Consider the following 18,050-nt stretch of genomic DNA (forward strand, 5'->3'; position numbering starts at 1 on the left):
TTGTGATCGCCCTCTCCCTCGCCGAGATCGCAGCAGTCGTCGGCGGGCAGACGCATGACATACCGGACCCGTCCGCCCAGGTCACCGGGCCGGTCGTCCGGGACTCCCGCGAGGTGGGGCCCGGCTGCCTCTTCGTCGCCTTCGTCGGCGAACGCGTGGACGGCCACGACTTCGCGCAGGCCGCCGTCGAGGCGGGCGCCGCCGCCGTCCTGGCCTCGCGCCCCGTCGGTGTGCCCGCGATCGTCGTGGACGACGTCCAGGCCGCCCTCGGTGCCCTCGCGCGGCACGTCGTCTCACGGCTGGGGGCGACCCTCGTGGCCCTCACCGGTTCCGCGGGCAAGACCAGCACCAAGGACCTCATCGCCCAGGTGCTGCAGCGCAAGGCGCCGACCGTGTTCACACCCGGCTCGCTCAACAACGAGATCGGGCTGCCGCTGACCGCCCTGAGCGCCACCGAGGACACCAGGTTCCTCGTCCTGGAGATGGGCGCCCGCGGTATCGGCCACATCCGCTACCTCACCGAGCTGACCCCGCCGAAGGTCGGTGTCGTGCTCAACGTCGGCTCCGCCCACATCGGCGAGTTCGGCGGCCGCGAGCAGATCGCACAGGCGAAGGGCGAACTCGTCGAGAGCCTGCCGTCCTCGGACGCCGGCGGCATCGCGGTCCTCAACGCCGACGACCCGTACGTGCGTGCCATGACCTCCCGTACGAAGGCGAAGGTGATCCTTTTCGGAGAGTCCGACGAAGCGGACGTACGCGCCGAGAACGTGAGACTCACGGACAGCGGACAGCCCGCCTTCAGGCTTCACACACCCTCCGGTGCATCCGATGTGACCATGCGCCTGTACGGTGAGCACCACGTGTCGAACGCGCTCGCCGCGGCCGCCGTCGCCCATGAGCTGGGCATGTCCGCAGACGAGATCGCCGTCGCGCTCTCCGAGGCGGGCTCCCTGTCCCGCTGGCGGATGGAGGTCACCGAGCGCCCTGACGGCGTGACCATCGTCAACGACGCCTACAACGCCAACCCGGAGTCCATGAAGGCCGCCCTGCGCGCGCTGGCCGCCATGGGCCGGGGACGGCGGACCTGGGCGGTGCTCGGCAAGATGGCCGAGCTCGGGGACGAGGCGCTCGCCGAGCACGACGCGGTCGGACGGCTCGCCGTCCGGCTCAACGTCAGCAAGCTCGTCGCGGTCGGGGGCAGGGAAGCGTCCTGGCTGCAACTGGGCGCATATAACGAGGGTTCGTGGGGTGAGGAGTCGGTGCACGTGTCCGACGCACAGGCGGCGATCGACCTGTTGCGCAGCGAGTTGCGCCCGGGAGACGTCGTACTCGTGAAGGCGTCCCGGTCGGTCGGGCTCGAGAGCGTGGCGCAGGCGCTGCTCGAGACCGGTGCCGAGGGTGAGGTTGCCGCCCGATGATGAAGCAGATCCTGTTCGCAGGAGTCATTGGCCTCTTCCTGACACTGGTCGGCACCCCGCTGCTGATCAAGCTGCTGGCCCGCAAGGGCTACGGCCAGTACATCCGCGACGACGGACCGCGTGAGCACGCCAGCAAGCGCGGTACGCCGACCATGGGTGGCATCGCCTTCATCCTGTCGACGATCGCCGCGTACTTCCTGTCGAAGCTGATCACCGGCTACCCGCCGAACTACTCCGGGCTGCTGGTGCTCGCGCTGATGGCGGGCATGGGCCTGGTCGGCTTCCTGGACGACTACATCAAGATCGTCAAGCGTCGGTCGCTCGGTCTGCGCGCCAAGGCCAAGATGGCCGGACAGCTGATCGTCGGTGTCGCCTTCGCGGTGCTGGCGCTGCAGTTCGCCGACAGCCACGGCAACACCCCGGCCTCCACCAAGCTCTCCTTCGTGCAGGACTTCGGCTGGACCATCGGCCCGGTGCTGTTCGTCATCTGGGCGCTGTTCATGATCCTCGCGATGTCGAACGGCGTGAACCTCACCGACGGTCTCGACGGCCTGGCGACCGGCGCCTCCGTGCTCGTGTTCGGCGCGTACACCTTCATCGGCGTCTGGCAGTTCCAGGAGTCCTGCGCCAACGCCATGACGCTGACCAACCCGTCGGCCTGCTACCAGGTGCGCGACCCCCTCGACCTCGCCATCGTCGCCTCGGCGCTGATGGGCTCCTGCCTGGGCTTCCTGTGGTGGAACACCTCACCGGCCAAGATCTTCATGGGCGACACCGGGTCGCTCGCGCTGGGCGGTGCGCTCGCCGGCCTCGCGATCTGCTCGCGTACCGAGCTGCTGCTCGCGCTGCTGGGCGGTCTCTTCGTCCTGATCACCATGTCCGTCGTGATCCAGGTCGGCTCGTTCCGTCTCACCGGCAAGCGGGTCTTCCGGATGGCGCCGCTCCAGCACCACTTCGAGCTCAAGGGCTGGTCCGAGGTCCTGGTGGTGGTCAGGTTCTGGATCATCCAGGGTATTTGCGTGGTCGTCGGACTGGGCATCTTCTATGCAGGATGGGCAGCGGAAAAGTGACCGACTGGCAGGGCAAGCACGTCACCGTCGCCGGGCTCGGCGTCTCGGGCGTCCCGGCGGCCAAGGTGCTGCACGGGCTCGGCGCGATCGTGACCGTGGTCAACGACGGTGCCGACGAGCGGGCCCGGGCGCAGGCCGCGGAGCTGGAGGCGCTCGGGATCACGGTCCGGCTGGGAGACGGCGCGACCCTGCCCGAGGGCACCGAACTGATCGTCACCGCACCCGGCTGGAAGCCGGACAAGCCGCTGTTCGCCGCCGCCGCGGAGGCGGGCGTGCCGGTCTGGGGCGACATCGAGCTGGCCTGGCAGTTGCGCGGCCCCGACGCGGCCCCCTGGCTCGCGGTCACCGGTACCAACGGCAAGACCACGACCGTGCAGATGCTCGCCTCCATCCTGGAGGCGGCGGGGCTGCGCACGGCCGCCGTCGGCAACATCGGGGTCTCGCTCCTCGACGTCGTCCTCGGCGAGGAGAAGTACGACGTGCTGGCGGTGGAGTTGTCGAGCTACCAGCTCCACTGGGCCCCGTCGCTGCGCGCCCACTCCGCCGCCGTACTGAACCTGGCGCCGGACCACCTCGACTGGCACGGCTCCATGGAGGCCTACGCCAAGGACAAGGGCCGTATCTACGAGGGCAATCGGGTCGCCTGCGTCTACAACGTCGAGGACAAGGCCACCGAGGACCTGGTGCGCGAGGCGGACGTCGAGGAGGGCTGCCGGGCCGTCGGCTTCACGCTGGGCACGCCCGCGCCGTCCCAACTCGGCGTCGTGGACGGCATCCTGGTGGACCGCGCCTTCGTCGAGAACCGGCAGAAGAACGCACAGGAGCTGGCGGAGGTCTCCGACGTCAACCCGCCCGCCCCGCACAACATCGCCAACGCCCTTGCGGCGGCGGCCCTCGCGCGCGCCTTCGGCGTGCCCGCCAAGGCCGTACGGGACGGCCTGCGCGCCTTCCGGCCGGACGCGCACCGCATCGCGCACGTCGCGGACGTGGACGGGGTCGCGTACATCGACGACTCCAAGGCCACCAACACGCATGCGGCCGGGGCCTCGTTGGCGGCCTACGAGTCGATCGTGTGGATCGCGGGCGGGCTCGCGAAGGGAGCCACCTTCGACGAGCTGGTCGCGGGGGCGGCGAAGCGGCTTCGGGGTGTGGTGCTCATCGGCGCGGACCGGGCGCTGATCCGTGAAGCCCTCGCGCGACACGCGCCGGAAGTACCCGTGGTGGACCTCGAACGGACCGACACTGGGGCGATGCGGGCGGCCGTGGCCGAGGCGCGGAAGCTGGCGCAAGCGGGTGACACTGTGTTGTTGGCCCCTGCCTGTGCCTCGATGGACATGTTCGCCAACTACAACAAGCGTGGGGATGCGTTCGCGGAGGCCGTTCGCGAACTCGGTGCGGGCGCGGGCGCCTGACGGCGGCTCTCGGCCACCGCCGGTGGCCTGGGGACCCTTGGAGGGACGGCGTGAGTCTTGTGTGGCTGATGTTTCGTCGGCGTCCGTCCGTCGGTGACACGGCGACGATGAGGTGAGCGGTGGCATCGAGTAGCCGTACCACGCCGCGCGCACCCAAGCGTCCCCCCACCCCCCCGCCGCCGCGCGACAACGCCCTCACCCGGCTCGTGGCGCGGGCCCGCCGGGCCTGGGACAGGCCCCTCACCGCCTACTACCTGATCCTCGGCAGCAGTCTGCTGATCACGGTGCTGGGTCTGGTGATGGTCTACTCGGCCTCCCAGATCACGGCGCTGCAGATGTCGCTGCCCGGGTCGTACTTCTTCCGCAAGCAGTTCCTCGCGGCCGCGATCGGCGCCCTGCTCATGCTCGTCGCCTCGCGGATGCCCGTGAAACTGCACCGGGCGCTGGCGTACCCCATCCTGGCCGGGGCCCTCTTCCTGCTCGTCCTGGTGCAGGTGCCTGGGGTGGGCATGGCGGTCAACGGCAACCAGAACTGGATCTCGCTGGGCGGCTCCTTCCAGATCCAGCCCAGCGAGTTCGGCAAGCTGGCGCTCGTGCTGTGGGGCGCCGACCTGATCGCGCGCAAGCAGGACAAGCGGCTGCTCACGCAGTGGAAGCACATGCTGGTGCCGCTCGTTCCGATGGCGTTCCTGCTGCTGGGGCTGATCATGCTGGGCGGCGACATGGGTACGACGATCATCCTGACCGCGATCCTGTTCGGGCTGCTGTGGCTGGCCGGCGCGCCCACGCGCCTGTTCGCCGGCGTGCTGAGCGTCGCCGTGGTGCTCGGCGCCCTCGCCATCGAGAGCAGCCCGCACCGCCTGAACCGGCTGGCCTGCATCGGCGCGACCGACCTGGGCCCGAACGACATCTGCTGGCAGGGTGTGCACGGCCTCTACGCGCTCGCCGCGGGCGGAATCTTCGGTTCCGGGCTCGGCGCAAGTGTGGAGAAATGGGGACAACTCCCCGAGGCGCACACGGACTTCATCTTCGCCGTCACCGGGGAGGAACTGGGCCTCGCGGGCACGCTGTCGGTACTGGCCCTCTTCGCGGCTCTAGGCTATGCGGGTATCCGCGTGGCCGGACGCACGGAGGACCCCTTCGTGAGGTACGCCGCGGGAGGCGTGACCACCTGGATCATGGCCCAGGCCGTGATCAACATGGGTGCGGTGCTCGGCCTGCTGCCGATCGCCGGCGTCCCGCTCCCGCTGTTCTCCTACGGGGGATCCGCCCTGCTGCCGACCATGTTCGCCATCGGGCTGCTGATCGCCTTCGCGCGCGACGAGCCCGCTGCGCGGGCGGCGCTTGCGATGCGGCAACCCCGCTTTGGTAGAAAGCGGGCGGGAGGCTCTGTGTCTGACCGGGGGCCTCGGAGATGGAACACGATGCGACGGCGTGCCTCGGCGGCGCGTTCGTCCGGAGAGCGGTGAATTTCGGTGCATGTCGTACTCGCCGGTGGGGGGACCGCCGGCCACATCGAGCCCGCGCTCGCCCTCGCGGACGCCCTGCGCAGGCAGGATCCGACCGTGGGGATCACGGCCCTGGGCACGGAGCGCGGGCTGGAGACCAGGCTCGTCCCCGAGCGGGGCTATGAACTCGCGCTGATCCCCGCCGTCCCCCTGCCGCGCAAGCCGACCCCCGAGCTGATCACGGTCCCCGGGCGGCTGCGGGGCACCATCAAGGCGGCCGAGCAGATCCTCGAGCGGACCAAGGCGGACGTCGTCGTCGGCTTCGGCGGCTATGTCGCCCTGCCCGGCTACCTGGCCGCCAAGCGCCTCGGCGTGCCGATCGTCATCCACGAGGCCAACGCGCGCCCCGGCCTCGCCAACAAGATCGGCTCGCGGTACGCCGCCCAGGTCGCCGTCTCCACCCCGGACAGTAAGCTGCGCGGCGCCCGCTACATCGGCATCCCGCTGCGGCGCTCCATCGCCACCCTGGACCGCGCCGCCATGCGGCCCGAGGCCCGCGCCGCCTTCGGCCTGGACCCGAACCTGCCGACGCTGCTGGTCTCCGGCGGCTCGCAGGGCGCCCGCCGACTCAACGAGGTCGTCCAGCAGGTCGCCCCGTACCTCCAGCAGTCCGGCATCCAGATCCTGCACGCGGTCGGCCCGAAGAACGAACTGCCACAGGTGCACCAGATGCCGGGGATGCCGCCCTACATCCCGGTAAGTTATCTGGACCGGATGGACCTCGCGTACGCGGCGGCCGACATGATGCTCTGCCGCGCGGGCGCGATGACCGTCGCCGAACTCTCCGCCGTCGGGCTGCCGGCCGCGTACGTTCCGCTGCCCATCGGCAACGGCGAACAGCGGCTGAACGCCCAGCCGGTGGTCAAGGCCGGCGGCGGACTGCTGGTCGACGACGCGGAGCTCACGCCCGAGTGGGTCCAGCAGAACGTCCTGCCGGTGCTCGCCGACCCGCACCGGCTGTACCAGATGTCCCGTGCCGCCGGCGAGTTCGGCCGCCGTGACGCCGACGAGCTGCTGGTCGGCATGGTGTACGAGGCGATCGCCTCGCGCCACCAGTAACACCTGAGGGAAGGCAGGAGCCGTGGCCGGACCGACGACCGCCGAGCGCGGTGAGCGGAAGCAGGTTCGGCCCGGCCCGCCCCGGCCGCCCCGCCTCCGGCGACTGCTCACCCTTCGTATGCTCATCGTCCTTTCGTTGGCGGTGGTGTTGGCGGGCGGCGGCTCGCTCTGGCTGCTCTACGGCTCCCGGTGGCTGCGCGTGGATCACGTCTCCGTCTCCGGAACCCAGGTGCTGACGCCGGCGCAGGTGCGCGAGGCGGCCGGAGTGCGGATCGGATCGCCGCTGATTTCCGTCGACACCGATGCGATCGAGGCGCGTGTGCGCCGGAAACTGCCCAGAATTGACGCGATTGACGCCGTGCGCTCCTGGCCCCATGGAATCGGGCTCAAAGTGACCGAACGTACTCCCGTTCTGGTCGTCAAAAACGGCGGAAAGTTCGTCGAAGTGGACAGGGAGGGTGTACGGTTCGCCGCGGTTTCGCAGGCTCCCGGCGGCATCCCGGCTCTGGAATTGGCGGTGTCCAACTCGGCCAGTTGGCGCCGATTCGGGACCGACCGGATGGCCCGCGAGGCCGCACGCGTGACCCTGGACGTACCGGCCGCCGTCAAGCGGGACATCCGGACCGTCAGAGTCCGCTCCTACGACGCCATCTCGCTGGAGCTGAGCGATGGCCGGACCGTGATGTGGGGCAGCAGCGAGAGGGGCCGCGCGAAGGCCGCCGCACTGACCGCGCTGATGAAAGCCGCCTCCGGCGCGCGGCACTTCGACGTCAGCGTTCCCACCGCCCCGGCGTCATCGGGGAGTTGACGCACATCCGCGCAGGCCAGCACCCTGGTTGGGCACTGCTACGGCTGATCACATAGGGTGAAAAGAAAAACGGGAGGTTCGGCGTGTTCGTTGAACGGGCGCCACTTGTCGACTTAGTGTCCTGTTCGGAAGAGTCCAAGGAACAGACACACTGGTAACCCTAAACTTCAGGGTTAGGGTTCGGGTCGGCGTTCGGACCGTCCCATTCGGCATCCGCCGTCGGGCCGCGGGTCACCCGCGGGGCGACGGCAACGTAATTCGAGGCGAGAGGCCTTCGACGTGGCAGCACCGCAGAACTACCTCGCAGTCATCAAGGTCATCGGTGTCGGCGGCGGTGGTGTCAATGCCATCAACCGGATGATCGAGGTCGGTCTCAAGGGCGTCGAGTTCATCGCCATCAACACCGACGCGCAAGCTCTGTTGATGAGCGACGCCGACGTCAAGCTGGACGTCGGCCGGGAACTCACGCGCGGACTCGGCGCCGGGGCCAACCCGGAGGTCGGCCGCAAGGCCGCCGAGGACCACCGCGAGGAGATCGAGGAGGTCCTCAAGGGGGCCGACATGGTCTTCGTGACGGCCGGTGAAGGCGGCGGCACCGGCACCGGCGGGGCGCCCGTCGTGGCCAACATCGCGCGCTCGCTCGGCGCGCTCACCATCGGCGTGGTCACGCGCCCGTTCACCTTCGAGGGACGGCGCCGCGCGAACCAGGCGGAGGACGGCATCGCGGCCCTGCGCGAAGAGGTCGACACCCTCATCGTCATTCCGAACGACCGGCTGCTGTCGATCTCGGACCGCCAGGTCTCCGTCCTCGACGCCTTCAAGTCGGCGGACCAGGTCCTGCTCTCCGGTGTCCAGGGCATCACCGACCTCATCACCACGCCCGGCCTGATCAACCTCGACTTCGCCGACGTGAAGTCGGTCATGTCCGAGGCCGGTTCGGCCCTCATGGGCATCGGCTCCGCCCGCGGCGACGACCGCGCGGTGGCCGCGGCCGAGATGGCGATCTCCTCACCGCTGCTCGAGGCGTCCATCGACGGCGCCCGCGGTGTGCTGCTGTCCATCTCCGGCGGCTCCGACCTCGGCCTGTTCGAGATCAACGAGGCCGCCCAGCTGGTGAGCGAGGCCGCACACCCCGAGGCCAACATCATCTTCGGCGCGGTGATCGACGACGCCCTCGGCGACGAGGTCCGCGTCACCGTGATCGCCGCCGGCTTCGACGGCGGCCAGCCCCCGGCCAAGCGGGAGAACGTCCTCGGCTCGTCCTCGCTCAAGCGCGACGAGCCGGTCCGCCCCACCGAGAGCCGCCCCACCTTCGGCTCGCTCGGCAGCGTCACCCCGAAGGAGGCCCCGGAGCCCGCCCCCGAGCCCGTGGCCGACATCCCGGTCCCCCCGCCGTCGGTCCCGCCGTCGCGGACCTACTCGGACAGCGCGGCCGAGGAACTGGACGTGCCGGACTTCCTCAAGTGATAGGACAGCGCGAGACCGTGAGCGGCGCGCACTTCGCCTTCACCGACCGGTGGGGCGGGGTGAGCGCCGCTCCGTACGAGGAGCTCAACCTCGGCGGCGCGGTCGGTGACGACCCCGGCGCCGTACGCACCAACCGGGAGCTGGCCGCGAAGTCGCTGGGCCTGGACCCCGCCCGGGTGGTGTGGATGAACCAGGTGCACGGCGCCGACGTGGCCGTCGTGGACGCCCCCTGGGGTGAAAATCCGGTGCCCGAGGTGGACGCGATCGTCACCTCCCGGCGCGGTCTCGCCCTCGCGGTGCTCACCGCCGACTGCACCCCCGTCCTGCTCGCCGACCCGGTCGCGGGGATCGCGGCCGCCGCCCACGCCGGCCGGCCCGGCATGGTCGCCGGAGTCGTCCCCGCCGTGGTCCGCGCGATGATGGAGCTGGGCGCCGACCCCGCCCGGATCGTCGCCCGCACGGGACCCGCGGTCTGCGGCCGGTGCTACGAGGTGCCGGAGACGATGCGCGCCGAGGTGTCCGCCGTCGAACCGGCGGCGCACGCCGAGACGAGCTGGGGCACTCCCGCGGTCGACGTGACCGCCGGCGTACACGCGCAGCTCGACCGGCTCGGGGTGTGCGACCGGGCGCAGTCGCCGGTGTGCACGCTGGAGTCGGGCGACCACTTCTCGTACCGCCGTGACCGCACGACCGGGCGGCTCGCGGGCTATGTCTGGCTGGACTGATGGGGCATGACGGAGCGTAAGGATCAGATCGCCGCGAACCTCGCGAAGGTGGAGGATCGCATCGCCGCCGCGTGCGCGGCCGCCGGACGGGGGCGCGAGGAGGTGACCCTGATCGTGGTCACCAAGACCTACCCCGCCTCCGATGTGCGGATTCTGTCGGAACTCGGTGTACGCCACGTCGCCGAGAACCGCGACCAGGACGCGGCACCGAAGGCGGCGCAATGCTCGGATCTGCCGCTTACATGGCATTTTGTCGGCCAGTTGCAGACCAACAAGGTGCGATCCGTGGTCGGTTACGCGGATATCGTGCAGTCCGTCGATCGTTCCAAGCTGGTGACGGCCCTGTCCAAGGAGGCCGTACGGGCCGGGCGCGAGGTGGGCTGTCTCCTCCAGGTCGCACTCGACGCGGGGGAGAGCGGCCGAGGAGAGCGCGGAGGTGTGGCGCCCGAAGGAATCGAAGAGTTGGGCGACCTCGTCGCGAGCGCGCCGGGGCTGCGGCTGGACGGTCTCATGACGGTCGCGCCGCTCACCGGCGAGTACGCGGGGCGTCAACGGGCGGCGTTCGAGCGGCTCATGGATTTGTCGACCGACCTGCGCAGGGCCCATCCGGCTGCCACCATGGTCTCGGCAGGAATGAGTGCGGACCTCGAGGAAGCCGTTGCGGCCGGGGCGACACATGTGCGCGTCGGCACTGCGGTACTCGGAGTCCGCCCCAGGCTCGGGTAACGTCGCCAGGAAGTCGGACCACAGCAGAAAATATGGTCATTACCGCTGCCAGGCGGGCGTAACGACCTCGTGGATCGCGGGCACTTGGCAGTCGTCAGCCGATCCACCACAGAGCGGAGGACTCAGAGCATGGCCGGCGCGATGCGCAAGATGGCGGTCTACCTCGGCCTCGTGGAGGACGATGGGTACGACGGCCGGGGGTTCGACCCCGATGACGACTTCGAGCCCGAGCTCGATCCGGAGCCGGAGCGGGACCGCAGGCGGCACGAACCGACTCACCAGGCGCACCAGGCGATTCAGTCCCAACGGGACGAATCGGTACGCGTGGTGCAGCAGCCGGCGCCACGCGATCCCGTGTCCCCTTCCGCTTCGCTACCCGCGGAATCCGGGCGTCCGGCCCGCATCGCGCCCGTGGCATCCATCACACAAGAACGCCAGAGTCTGGAGAAGAACGCACCGGTGATCATGCCCAAGGTCGTGTCCGAACGAGAGCCGTACCGGATCACCACGCTGCACCCCCGGACCTACAACGAGGCCCGTACCATCGGGGAACACTTCCGTGAGGGCACTCCTGTGATCATGAATCTGACTGAGATGGATGACACAGATGCGAAGCGACTTGTCGACTTTGCGGCCGGTTTGGTGTTTGGTCTTCACGGCAGCATCGAGCGGGTGACGCAGAAGGTGTTCCTGTTGTCGCCTGCTAACGTCGATGTCACGGCGGAGGACAAGGCCCGCATCGCAGAGGGCGGGTTCTTCAACCAGAGCTGAGACGCACGACCGGAAAGACGGCACGGGAGCAGGGGAGAGGGAAGCGCGGACCATGAGCGTGTTCCTACAGGTTGTCTACATCGCGCTGATGTGCTTCCTCGTCGTGCTGATTTTCCGATTGGTCATGGACTACGTCTTCCAGTTCGCCCGCTCATGGCAACCCGGCAAGGCGATGGTGGTCGTTCTGGAGGCCACCTACACTGTCACCGATCCACCGCTGAAGCTTCTGCGGCGGTTCATCCCGCCGCTGCGTCTCGGGGGCGTGGCGCTCGACCTGTCCTTCTTCGTACTGATGATCATCGTCTACATCCTGATCTCGATCGTGGGCAGCTTCGCGAGGTGAATGTGGACGATACGGTCTTGCCGACTGCCGATGACTACGTTGAGGTGAAGACATGCCGCTGACCCCCGAGGACGTTCGGAACAAGCAGTTCACGACCGTCCGCCTCCGAGAAGGCTATGACGAGGACGAGGTCGATGCCTTCCTCGACGAGGTCGAAGCCGAACTGACCCGCCTGCTCCGGGAGAACGAGGACCTGCGCGCCAAACTGGCCGCCGCCACTCGTGCCGCCGCGCAGAACCAGCAGAACATGCGCAAGCCCCCGGAGGGCCAGGACCAGCAGCACCAGCAGCAGGGCATGCGTGGTCCCGGGGCTCCCGTCCCCGCCGGGATATCGGGCCCGCCGCAGCAGCAGATGGGCGGCCCCATGGGTGGCCCGCCCCAGCTGCCGAGCGGTGCCCCGCAGCTGCCGGCCGGCCCCGGCGGCGGTCAGGGTGGTCCCCAGGGACCGGGCCCGATGGGCCAGGGTCCGATGGGTCAGGGGCCGATGGGTGGCCAGCCCCCGATGCAGCAGCAGATGGGTGGCCCCATGGGCGGTCCGATGGGCGGCCCCATGGGTGGTCCGGGCATGCCCGGCCAGGGTCCCGGCGGCGACAGCGCCGCGCGTGTCCTCTCGCTGGCCCAGCAGACCGCCGACCAGGCGATTGCCGAGGCCCGCGCCGAGGCCAACAAGATCGTCGGCGAGGCCCGCAGCCGCGCCGAGGGTCTGGAGCGCGACGCCCGCGCCAAGGCGGACGCCCTGGAGCGGGACGCGCAGGAGAAGCACCGCGTCGCGATGGGCTCCCTGGAGTCCGCCCGCGCCACGCTGGAGCGCAAGGTCGAGGACCTGCGCGGCTTCGAGCGCGAGTACCGCACCCGCCTGAAGTCGTATCTGGAGTCGCAGCTGCGTCAGCTGGAGACCCAGGCCGACGACTCGCTGGCCCCGCCGCGCACCCCGGCCACGGCCTCCCTGCCGTCGCCGTCGGCGCCGTCGATGGCCCCGGCGGGCGCGAGCGCCCCGTCGTACGGCGGCAACCAGACGATGGGCGGCGGCCCGGCTCCGTCCGCTCCGTCCTATGGCGGCCAGCAGCAGATGTCCCCGGCGATGACCCAGCCGATGGCGCCGGTCCGCCCGCAGGGCCCGTCGCCGATGGGCCAGGCGCCCTCGCCGATGCGCGGGTTCCTCATCGACGAGGACGACAACTGAGGGTCGTGAAGACGCCGTAGGCGTCGGCAGCGTTCAGGGCGGGGCCCCGGATCTCGATCCGGGGCCCCGCCCTTTCGTGTGGCATCTCTTTCGTGCGAAGCGTTGGCTCCCGTGTTCGGAGCGGGGAGCGGCTGTGCGTACGGACGCAACGCCGAAGGCCCGGGCCCACCAAGATTCTTGGCGGGCCCGGGCCTTGGGGTGTGCCTTACGCCTTGCGCAGGCGGAAGGTCAGGGACAGGCCCTCGTCGGTGAACGGCTCACCGTAGGTCTCGTCCGCCTCGCCCTGGGCGAAGTCCGTGGCGAGGACCTCCTCGGCGATCAGACCGGAGTGCTCGGTCAGGGCCGCGATGACGGCCGGGTCCGTCGCGGTCCAGCGCAGCGCGATGCGGTCGGCGACGTCCAGGCCGCTGTTCTTGCGGGCCTCCTGGATCAGCCGGATCGCGTCACGGGCGAGGCCCGCCTGCCGCAGCTCCTCGGTGATCTCCAGGTCGAGGGCGACCGTGGCACCCGAGTCGGACGCCACCGACCAGCCCTCGCGCGGGGTCTCCGTGATGATCACCTCGTCGGGGGCGAGGGTGACGGTCTCGCCGTCGACCTCCACCGACGCCGTGCCCTCGCGCAGCGCCAGGGACAGCGCCGCCGCGTCGGCGTTCGCGATGGCCTTGGCCACGTCCTGGACGCGCTTGCCGAACCGCTTGCCCAGCGCCCGGAAGTTCGCCTTCGCCGTGGTGTCGACCAGGGAACCGCCGACCTCGGAGAGGGACGCCAGGGACGAGACGTTCAGCTCCTCCGTGATCTGCGTGTGCAGTTCCTTGTGCAGGGATTCGAAGCCGGCCGCCGCGACCAGCGCGCGCGACAGCGGCTGGCGGGTCTTGACGCCCGACTCCGCGCGCGTGGCACGGCCCAGCTCCACGAGCCGGCGCACCAGCACCATCTGCTGCGACAGCTCCGGGTCGATCGCCGACAGGTCGGCCTCCGGCCAGGTGGCCAGGTGCACCGACTCCGGGGCGCCCGGGGTCACCGGCACGACCAGGTCCTGCCACACCCGCTCGGTGATGAACGGGGTGATCGGCGCCATCAGCTTGGTGACCGTCTCCAGGACCTCGTGCAGCGTGCGCAGCGCGGCCTTGTCACCCTGCCAGAAGCGGCGGCGCGAGCGGCGGACGTACCAGTTGGAGAGGTCGTCGACGAACGCGGACAGCAGCTTGCCGGCGCGCTGGGTGTCGTACGCCTCCAGCGCCTGCGTCACCTGGTCGGTGAGCGCGTGCAGCTCCGACAGCAGCCAGCGGTCCAGGACCGGGCGGTCGGCCGGGGCCGGGTCCGCCTCGCTCGGCGCCCAGTTGGAGGTGCGGGCGTACAGGGCCTGGAAGGCGACCGTGTTCCAGTAGGTGAGGAGCGTCTTGCGGACGACCTCCTGGATCGTGCCGTGGCCCACGCGGCGCGCCGCCCACGGGGAGCCGCCGGCCGCCATGAACCAGCGCACCGCGTCCGCGCCGTGCTGGTCCATGAGCGGGATGGGCTGCAGGGTGTTGCCCAGGTGCTTGGACATCTTGCGGCCGTCCTCCGCGAGGATGTGGCCCAAGCAGACGACGTTCTCGTACGACGACTTGTCGAATACCAGGGTGCCGACCGCCATCAGCGTGTAGAACCAGCCGCGGGTCTGGTCGATGGCCTCGGAGATGAACTGCGCCGGGTAGCGGGACTCGAACAGCTCCTTGTTCTGGTACGGGTAGCCCCACTGCGCGAACGGCATCGAGCCCGAGTCGTACCAGGCGTCGATGACCTCGGGCACGCGCGTGGCCGTCTTCCCGCAGCCGTCCTGCGGACAGGCGAAGGTGACCTCGTCGATGAACGGGCGGTGCGGGTCCAGCTCCGACTGGTCGGTTCCCGTCAGCCCGGTCAGCTCCGCGCGGGAGCCGACGCAGGTGAGGTGACCGTCCTCGCAGCGCCAGATCGGCAGCGGGGTGCCCCAGTAGCGGTTGCGGGACAGTGCCCAGTCGATGTTGTTGTTCAGCCAGTCGCCGTACCGGCCGTTCTTGACGGTCTCCGGGAACCAGTTGGTCTTCTCGTTCTCCTCCAGGAGCCGGTCCTTGATCGCCGTGGTGCGGATGTACCAGGACGGCTGCGCGTAGTAGAGGAGCGCGGTGTGGCAGCGCCAGCAGTGCGGGTAGCTGTGCTCGTACGGGATGTGCTTGAAGAGGAGGCCGCGCTGCTGCAGGTCCTCGGTGAGCCGTTCGTCCGCCTTCTTGAAGAAGACACCGCCGACCAGCGGGACGTCCTCCTCGAAGGTGCCGTCGGGGCGCACCGGGTTGACCACGGGCAGGCCGTACGCGCGGCACACCTTGAGGTCGTCCTCACCGAAGGCGGGGGACTGGTGGACCAGACCCGTACCGTCCTCCGTCGTGACGTACTCGGCGTTCACCACGTAATGGGCCGGGGCGGGGAACTCCACCAGCTCGAAGGGACGTTGATACGTCCAGCGCTCCATCTCGGCGCCGGTGAAGGTCCGGCCCGTTGTCTCCCAGCCCTCGCCGAGAGCCTTGCCGACGAGCGGCTCGGCGACGACGAGCTTCTCCGCGCCGTTCGTCGCGACGACGTAGGTGACCTCGGGGTGGGCGGCGACCGCGGTGTTGGAGACCAGCGTCCAGGGGGTCGTCGTCCACACCAGGAGAGCGGCCTCGCCGGCCAGCGGACCGGAGGTGAGCGGGAAACGGACATAGACCGACGGGTCCACGACCGTCTCGTAGCCCTGCGCCAGCTCGTGGTCCGACAGGCCCGTGCCGCAGCGGGGGCACCAGGGGGCGACGCGGTGGTCCTGGACCAGGAGCCCCTTGTCGAAGATCTGCTTGAGCGACCACCAGACGGATTCGATGTAGGTCGGGTCCATCGTGCGGTAGGCACCGTCGAGGTCCGTCCAGTAACCCATGCGGGTCGTCAGCTCGGCGAAGGCGTCGGTGTGGCGGGTCACGGATTCGCGGCACTTGGCGTTGAACTCGGCGATGCCGTACGCCTCGATGTCCTTCTTGCCGCTGAAGCCGAGTTCCTTCTCGACCTCCAGCTCCACCGGGAGGCCGTGGCAGTCCCAGCCGGCCTTGCGGGCCACGTGGTAGCCGCGCATGGTGCGGAAGCGCGGGAAGACGTCCTTGAAGACGCGGGCCTCGATGTGGTGGGCGCCCGGCATGCCGTTGGCCGTGGGGGGGCCCTCGTAGAACACCCATTCGGGGCGGCCCGCGGACTGCTCCAGGCTCTTGGCAAAGATCTTCTGCTCGCGCCAGAAGTCGAGCACCGCGTGCTCGAGCGCGGGCAGGTCGACCTGGGCGGGCACCTGGCGGTACTGCGTCATCGATCTTCCTCCGGCGGACGTGCTGCCTTCCGTCGGAGGGACGAGAGCCGGGAATTCCGAGAATCCTCCGTACGCCGTGTGCGGCGCGCTCCCGCGGTACCACCCTCCTTGGCTCCCCGGTGCGCCGTACGCACCAGCGAGCCCCCTCATTGGGATCGCGAAGCCGGTTCTACTGACCCCTGGGCTCGCGCTGGGGCGTTCTTCCGGCGGCTCCGGGGTGATCTTCACGTCGCGCTCGCCCCCGGGCTCACACCGTCCCCGGGTCGCTCTGGGCTGCCTACGCCGCTACTCGTCCCCATCCACGCTTTTCGCTCCGCCCAGTGTACGGCGCCGCACGGACAGCGGCCGACCGGATTTCCCGCTCCGGCGGCCGTGGGCGCGGCGGACCCTCGGGTGACCCGAACGGCGAGACGTCGACCTGCGGATTCGGGGAGCCGGGGTCCGGCGGATTACCGGGCGGAGAGCTGGGCACAACGGATGCAGGCTCGCCGCGGGGCACGCGCGTGGCGGGCGATTCGCAGACGTGCCCCGTTGCCGCGGGCAAGAAGTCGATTTATCGTCCCAGTCACGATTTCGCGCGCAAGATCACAATATGTGAAGGGGCCGCGGCCATGGTGGCGAAGAAGACCGCCGTACAGCAGTCGGCGTCCGGCAGAACCACGGATGCGGCTGCCTCCGGTGGTGTGGCGGCCAAGGGCGTGGACGGCAGGAGGACCACCCGTGCGGCGGGGGCGAGGCGCACGGTCGGGAGGGCCGGGCGGCTGGGCCTCGCGGGCGCCTCGGAGGGACCGGGTGCGATGCGGGCGACGCCTGCCGGGACGGGCGGACGGACCGGAGGCAGGGCGGCCTCCCGCAGGGCGACCGCCGAGCAGGTCGGCGCCCGGCAGACGGCGTCGAAGGCGGCACCCTCGAAGAGGGCGGCGAGGAAGGAAGGCGACCCCGAGCGACCGGCGGCGAAGAAGTCCGTCCCGAAGAAGGCCGCGGTGACCGGCACCGGCGCCGAGGAGGAGGCAGGGAGCCCCGGCGCGGCCGCGAAGAAGACAGCGGTGAAGAAGATGGCCGCGAAGAAGAGCGCCACCGCGAAGAAGACGGCGGCGAAGAAGAGCGCCACCGCGAAGAAGACGGCGGCGAAGAAGAGCGCCACCGCGAAGAAGACGGCGGCGAAGAAGACCACCGCCCAGAAGGCACCGGCCAGGAAGACCGTCGCCAAGAAGGCGGCGGGCACGAAGAAGGCGGCGGTCACCAAGGAGGCGGCGGCCGGGAAAGCCGTCCCGAAGCAGGCGGCAGCCAAGAAGTCCGTCACCAAGAAGGCGGCAACCAAGGGTGTCGCTGCCAGGAAGGCGGCAGCGCCCGGCACTGTTCCCGACAAGGCGGCGGCGAAGAAGGCGGCGCCCGGCAAGGAGGCTGCGGTGACCAGCACCGTCGCGAAGAAGGCGGCAGCGAAGAAGGCCGCTGCCGAGAAGACGGCAGCCAAGAAGGCCGCTGCCGAGAAGACGGCGGCCAAGAAGGCCGTCACCCCCAAGACGGCGGCCAAGAAGGCCGCTGGGGAAAAGGCGGCCCCTTCCAAGGCCGCTGCCGACAAGAGCGCCGCGAAGGGCGGCACCACGAAAAGCACCCCCACGAAGAGTGCGGCCAAGAAGAGCACGGCCAAGAAGGCGAGCGAGGTCGAGGCCGCGAAGCAGACGGGAGCCACGACGGTGGTTGCGAAGAAGACCCCTGGGACGGCCACGGCGGACACGGGCCCCACCGCGGTCCCCAAGGCGAGGATCGCCGCGGCCGAGCCCGGCGAACTGGCGGTGCGCCCCGGAGAGGACCCGTGGACCCCGCAGGAGGTGGCCGAGGCGCGCGCCGAGCTGGAGTCCGAAGCCCTGAGGCTGCGCGGCGAGATCGACGCCTCCGAACAGGCGCTGGTCGGCCTGATGCGCGACTCCGGGGACGGTGCCGGCGACGACCAGGCGGACACCGGCACCAAGAACATCACCCGTGAGCATGAGATGGCGCTCGCCCACAACGCCCGCGAGATGCTCGAACAGACCGAACACGCCCTGGAACGTCTCGACGCCGGCACCTACGGCCTGTGCGAGAGCTGCGGCAACCCCATCGGCAAGGCCCGTATGCAGGCCTTTCCACGCGCCACCCTGTGCGTGGAGTGCAAGCAGAAGCGGGAACGCCGCCCATGAGTCCCGCCTGAACGCGTGATCCGGCGCGGTGGTGTCG

General features: G+C 70.1%; 14 protein-coding genes. 13 read left to right on the plus strand and 1 reads right to left on the minus strand.

Annotated features, from left to right (window positions below; genetic code table 11):
- Nucleotides 1-2: 2 nt before the first annotated feature.
- From murF to ACFYZJ_RS04565, 12 genes are all read left to right on the plus strand, one after another.
- Complete coding sequence (gene murF / locus ACFYZJ_RS04510; protein WP_388562753.1) at nucleotides 3-1,418, plus strand: UDP-N-acetylmuramoyl-tripeptide--D-alanyl-D-alanine ligase; 1,416 nt, start codon at nucleotides 3-5, stop codon at nucleotides 1,416-1,418.
- Nucleotides 1,415-2,488: a phospho-N-acetylmuramoyl-pentapeptide-transferase gene (gene mraY / locus ACFYZJ_RS04515; RefSeq protein ID WP_263229453.1), complete on the plus strand. Its 1,074-nt coding sequence runs from the start codon at nucleotides 1,415-1,417 to the stop codon at nucleotides 2,486-2,488. The genes murF and mraY overlap by 4 nt, the downstream gene beginning before the upstream one ends.
- The gene (gene murD, locus ACFYZJ_RS04520) at nucleotides 2,470-3,900 is read left to right on the plus strand and encodes a UDP-N-acetylmuramoyl-L-alanine--D-glutamate ligase (protein ID WP_388562755.1); all 1,431 of its coding nucleotides are present in this window, start codon (nucleotides 2,470-2,472) and stop codon (nucleotides 3,898-3,900) included. Before mraY ends, murD begins: the two co-directional genes overlap by 19 nt.
- A 119-nt stretch (nucleotides 3,901-4,019) precedes the next feature.
- Entirely contained in the window at nucleotides 4,020-5,369 is a 1,350-nt protein-coding gene (ftsW, locus tag ACFYZJ_RS04525) for a putative lipid II flippase FtsW (protein WP_388562757.1), read from the plus strand.
- Between the two features lie 6 nt (nucleotides 5,370-5,375).
- Nucleotides 5,376-6,467, plus strand: coding sequence for an undecaprenyldiphospho-muramoylpentapeptide beta-N-acetylglucosaminyltransferase (gene murG, locus ACFYZJ_RS04530; protein WP_388562759.1), 1,092 nt, complete (start codon nucleotides 5,376-5,378; stop codon nucleotides 6,465-6,467).
- A gap of 22 nt (nucleotides 6,468-6,489) precedes the next feature.
- Nucleotides 6,490-7,275: a cell division protein FtsQ/DivIB gene (locus ACFYZJ_RS04535; protein WP_388562761.1), complete on the plus strand. Its 786-nt coding sequence runs from the start codon at nucleotides 6,490-6,492 to the stop codon at nucleotides 7,273-7,275.
- Nucleotides 7,276-7,554: 279 nt separating this feature from the next.
- Nucleotides 7,555-8,742 (plus strand): cell division protein FtsZ, encoded by a 1,188-nt coding sequence (gene ftsZ / locus ACFYZJ_RS04540; protein ID WP_388562763.1) that lies wholly within the window; start codon nucleotides 7,555-7,557, stop codon nucleotides 8,740-8,742.
- Nucleotides 8,739-9,467: a peptidoglycan editing factor PgeF gene (pgeF, locus tag ACFYZJ_RS04545; protein ID WP_388562765.1), complete on the plus strand. Its 729-nt coding sequence runs from the start codon at nucleotides 8,739-8,741 to the stop codon at nucleotides 9,465-9,467. The genes ftsZ and pgeF overlap by 4 nt, the downstream gene beginning before the upstream one ends.
- Before the next feature lie 6 nt (nucleotides 9,468-9,473).
- A complete protein-coding gene (locus ACFYZJ_RS04550; RefSeq protein ID WP_388562767.1) occupies nucleotides 9,474-10,193 on the plus strand; it encodes a YggS family pyridoxal phosphate-dependent enzyme in 720 nt (239 codons plus the stop codon).
- Between the two features lie 129 nt (nucleotides 10,194-10,322).
- A complete protein-coding gene (locus ACFYZJ_RS04555; RefSeq protein ID WP_388562769.1) occupies nucleotides 10,323-10,964 on the plus strand; it encodes a cell division protein SepF in 642 nt (213 codons plus the stop codon).
- 52 nt (nucleotides 10,965-11,016) lie between these two features.
- Entirely contained in the window at nucleotides 11,017-11,307 is a 291-nt protein-coding gene (locus tag ACFYZJ_RS04560; RefSeq protein ID WP_388562771.1) for a YggT family protein, read from the plus strand.
- Nucleotides 11,308-11,359: 52 nt separating this feature from the next.
- The gene (locus ACFYZJ_RS04565) at nucleotides 11,360-12,490 is read left to right on the plus strand and encodes a DivIVA domain-containing protein (protein ID WP_388562773.1); all 1,131 of its coding nucleotides are present in this window, start codon (nucleotides 11,360-11,362) and stop codon (nucleotides 12,488-12,490) included.
- A gap of 205 nt (nucleotides 12,491-12,695) precedes the next feature.
- Here the strand turns inward: ACFYZJ_RS04565 and ileS are convergent, their stop codons facing one another.
- On the minus strand, nucleotides 12,696-15,833 hold the full coding sequence (gene ileS / locus ACFYZJ_RS04570) for an isoleucine--tRNA ligase (RefSeq protein ID WP_388562775.1): 3,138 nt from the start codon (nucleotides 15,831-15,833) through the stop codon (nucleotides 12,696-12,698).
- A gap of 611 nt (nucleotides 15,834-16,444) precedes the next feature.
- On the opposite strand from ileS, the gene ACFYZJ_RS04575 reads away from it, so the two are divergent.
- Complete coding sequence (locus ACFYZJ_RS04575) at nucleotides 16,445-18,013, plus strand: TraR/DksA family transcriptional regulator (RefSeq protein WP_388562777.1); 1,569 nt, start codon at nucleotides 16,445-16,447, stop codon at nucleotides 18,011-18,013.
- Nucleotides 18,014-18,050 lie beyond the last annotated feature (37 nt).

The sequence above is a fragment of the Streptomyces sp. NPDC001848 genome (assembly GCF_042891915.1).
GTDB lineage: Bacteria > Actinomycetota > Actinomycetes > Streptomycetales > Streptomycetaceae > Streptomyces.